The sequence below is a fragment of the Azonexus sp. genome, assembly GCF_036170495.1.
Lineage (GTDB): Bacteria > Pseudomonadota > Gammaproteobacteria > Burkholderiales > Rhodocyclaceae > Azonexus.
This window is the reverse complement of record NZ_JAVHPH010000078.1, coordinates 1-3,051: the sequence shown is the minus strand read 5'-3', so window position 1 is coordinate 3,051 and position 3,051 is coordinate 1. Positions and strand designations below refer to the sequence as shown.

At 61.7% G+C, this 3,051-nt stretch carries 5 protein-coding genes; 3 read left to right on the top strand and 2 right to left on the bottom strand.

Annotated elements, in window-relative coordinates; genetic code table 11:
- The coding region (ybaK, locus tag ADADOO_RS02535) for a Cys-tRNA(Pro) deacylase (RefSeq protein ID WP_511274739.1) at nt 1–477 on the top strand (477 nt) is incomplete at its 5' end.
- 60 nt (nt 478–537) lie between these two features.
- On the opposite strand, the gene ADADOO_RS02530 is transcribed toward ybaK, so the two are convergent.
- A complete protein-coding gene (locus tag ADADOO_RS02530; RefSeq protein WP_511274738.1) occupies nt 538–888 on the bottom strand; it encodes a dihydroneopterin aldolase in 351 nt (116 codons plus the stop codon).
- A gap of 75 nt (nt 889–963) precedes the next feature.
- On the opposite strand from ADADOO_RS02530, the gene plsY reads away from it, so the two are divergent.
- Nucleotides 964–1,560: a glycerol-3-phosphate 1-O-acyltransferase PlsY gene (gene plsY, locus ADADOO_RS02525; protein WP_511274736.1), complete on the top strand. Its 597-nt coding sequence runs from the start codon at nt 964–966 to the stop codon at nt 1,558–1,560.
- A gap of 31 nt (nt 1,561–1,591) precedes the next feature.
- Here plsY and tsaD read toward each other — a convergent pair whose 3' ends face one another.
- Nucleotides 1,592–2,614 carry a tRNA (adenosine(37)-N6)-threonylcarbamoyltransferase complex transferase subunit TsaD gene (tsaD, locus tag ADADOO_RS02520; protein ID WP_511274735.1) on the bottom strand — a complete coding sequence of 341 codons (1,023 nt, stop codon included), beginning with the start codon at nt 2,612–2,614 and terminating at the stop codon, nt 1,592–1,594.
- Between the two features lie 138 nt (nt 2,615–2,752).
- On the opposite strand from tsaD, the gene rpsU reads away from it, so the two are divergent.
- Nucleotides 2,753–2,965 (top strand): 30S ribosomal protein S21, encoded by a 213-nt coding sequence (rpsU, locus tag ADADOO_RS02515; RefSeq protein WP_117607760.1) that lies wholly within the window; start codon nt 2,753–2,755, stop codon nt 2,963–2,965.
- Nucleotides 2,966–3,051 lie beyond the last annotated feature (86 nt).

The window sequence follows — 3,051 nt, the reverse complement described above, 5'->3', positions numbered from 1 at the left end:
CACGCCCCCGAAACCCTGGCCACTAAATTCCTCAAGGCGAACAAGGTGGCTTTTTCCACCCATCTTTACGACTACGAGGAACACGGCGGCACCAAGGTATCGGCGCGCGAACTCAACGTCGATGAACATGCCGTCATCAAAACCTTGATCTTCGAGGACGAGAACGCCAAACCGCTCATCGTGCTCATGCACGGCGACTGCAAGGTCTCGACCAAGGAACTGGCGCGGCAAATCGGCTGCAAGAAAATCGAGCCGTGCAAGCCGGAAGTCGCCAACCGCCACTCCGGCTTCCTGGTCGGCGGCACCAGCCCGTTCGGCACCAAGAAGGCAATGCCGGTGCATATCGAAAAAACCATCCTCGACCTGCCGCTGATCTACATCAACGGTGGCCGGCGAGGCTTCCTGGTCGGCATTCACCCGCACGACATCCTGCGCACACTGCAGGCGAAAGTAGTCGAGGCAGCGTTGAAAAGCTAAAGCGGGGTCGTTTGGGCCGTGCTACGGTCAACCGGAAATAACGGCCAAAAACGAAACCGCTCAGAGCGAGCGTTCGATGATCACGCCAACGCGCTTGACGCCCGGCATCATGCCGAGCTTGCCAACGGAGACGCGCACCCAGTGCACAGCGAAGGTTTGCAGCACATAGCTCGCCACGTGCTCGGCCAGCGCCTCGATCAGGTTGAAGTGCACGACGGACAGATCGGCCCGCAGGCGGTCGACGACCACGGCGTAGTCGACCGTGTCACGAATATCGTCGCTGGCCCCGGCCGAGGCCGTCGACACGCCGATCTGCAATGAAATTTCGACCGTCTGCGGCATGGCCTTCTCGCGCGGATAGATGCCTATCCACGTTTCGGCGCGCAGTTCGTCGAGGAAAATGATGTCCATAGGGCGGTCGACCGCAGCAGCGGTGTAAAATTTGGCGCGATTGTACCTCAGCGTCCCAAGCCCCCTAAGCGCCCCATGCAAATAGCCCTCGCCCTCGTCACCGCCTACCTGCTCGGCTCCGTCCCCTTCGCCATGATTTCCGCCAAGCTCTTCGGCCTGGCCGACCCGCGCACCTACGGCTCCGGCAACCCGGGCGCCACCAACGTGCTGCGCAGCGGCAACAAGAAGGCCGCACTATTCACCCTGATCGGCGATGCGCTCAAGGGCTGGGCCGCCGTCTTCATCGCCCAGCAAATGGGCTTTTCGAGCGGCGTCATTGGCCTCGTCGCGCTGGCCGTCTTCCTCGGCCACCTCTACCCGATTTTCCTCAAATTCAAGGGCGGCAAGGGCGTTGCCACCGCCGCCGGCGTACTCATTGCCCTCGACCCACTGCTTGGCCTCGCCGTCGCCGGCACCTGGCTATTCATGGCCTACGTCTTCCGCTACTCATCGCTGGCCGCTGTCATCGCCGCCGGCATGGCCCCGGTCATCTCGGTACTAATGCACGGCGGCAACAGCCAAACAGTCGTCGTCGGCATCCTCGGCATGGCGCTGATCGGCAAACACTGGCAGAACATCCAGCGCCTGATGGCCGGCCAGGAATCGAAGATCGGCAGCAAGAAAAAAACCTGATCCCCCCCCAAGGGCAGGCTGGCAACGGGGCTCAGCGCAGCAGTTCGCTCAACGGCCAGCGCGGCTGAATGGCAAAACTGCCCGCCGCCTTGGCCGGCGTCCCGGCCTGCAGGCGCAGACAGCCGGCCAGCGCGATCATCGCCCCGTTGTCGGTACAAAACTCCAGTTCCGGGTAATAAACGCTGAACCGCTTGCGCCGCGCCTCGTCGTCGAGCGTCGCCCGCAATTGCTTGTTGGCACCGACGCCGCCGGCCACCACCAGCTGCTTGAGGCCGGTCAGCTTCATCGCCTTGAGCGACTTCTTGACCAGCACCTCAACGATGGCCTCCTGGAAGGCCCGTGCCGCATTGGCCTTGAAGGTATCGGTCAGGTCGTCGGCGTGCTCGCGGACCAGCGTCAAAACGGCCGTCTTCAGCCCCGAGAAGCTGAAACTCAGATCGCCGGAATGCAACATCGGCCGCGGCAACTGATAAACGCCGGGCGTTCCGGATTCAGCCAGCTTCGACAACAAGGCGCCGCCCGGATAAGGCAGGCCAAGCAGCTTGCCACTCTTGTCGAAAGCCTCGCCGGCCGCATCGTCGAGCGTCTCGCCGAGCAATTCGTACTCGCCGACGGCGGTCACCCGCATCAATTGCGTATGACCGCCGGAAACCAGCAAGGCCACGAACGGAAAAGTCGGCGGCGTCGACGACAACAACGGCGACAGCAAATGCCCTTCAAGGTGATGCACCGGAATCGTCGGCTTGTCGATGGCCAGCGCCAGCGCTTCGGCAAAGGCACAACCAACGAGCAGCGCCCCGGCCAGCCCCGGACCTCGCGTATAGGCCACGGCATCGACCTGGTCGAGCGACTTGCCGGCACCGGCCAGCGCCTCGCGCAGGAGCGGCACGACACGCCGGATGTGATCGCGCGAAGCCAGTTCCGGCACGACGCCACCGTACTCGGCGTGCATCGCCACCTGCGAATGGAGAGCGTGCGACAGGAGACCGGCTTCGCTGTCGTAGAGCGCAATACCGGTTTCGTCGCAGGAAGATTCAATACCAAGAACTAGCATGGCGCGGATTTTAACACTTGGATGAGCAGGGGCTTTTCGCATATACTGCTCGGCTACCCGCAAAGTCTGCGGAACAAATTTTGCGCGCACTGCCTTTTACTTGACCTGGCAGGCGCCTAACGGAAGGGGGTGATTTATATGCCGAACATTCGTGTCAAGGAAAATGAGCCGTTCGAAGTTGCTATCCGCCGCTTCAAGCGCACGGTCGAAAAGACTGGCCTGCTGACCGAGCTGCGTGCCCGTGAGTTTTACGAAAAACCCACCGCCGAACGCAAGCGTAAGGCTGCCGCTGCTGTCAAACGCCAGCACAAGCGCCTCCGTAGCCTGACTCTGCCGCCGAAACTTTTCTAATCAGGAAAATTTCGCCGTACGAAAGAGCCGCCCGCCCAACAGCTGGCGGCTCTTTGCTTTAAGAAAGCCCAAAATGAGTTTGAAAG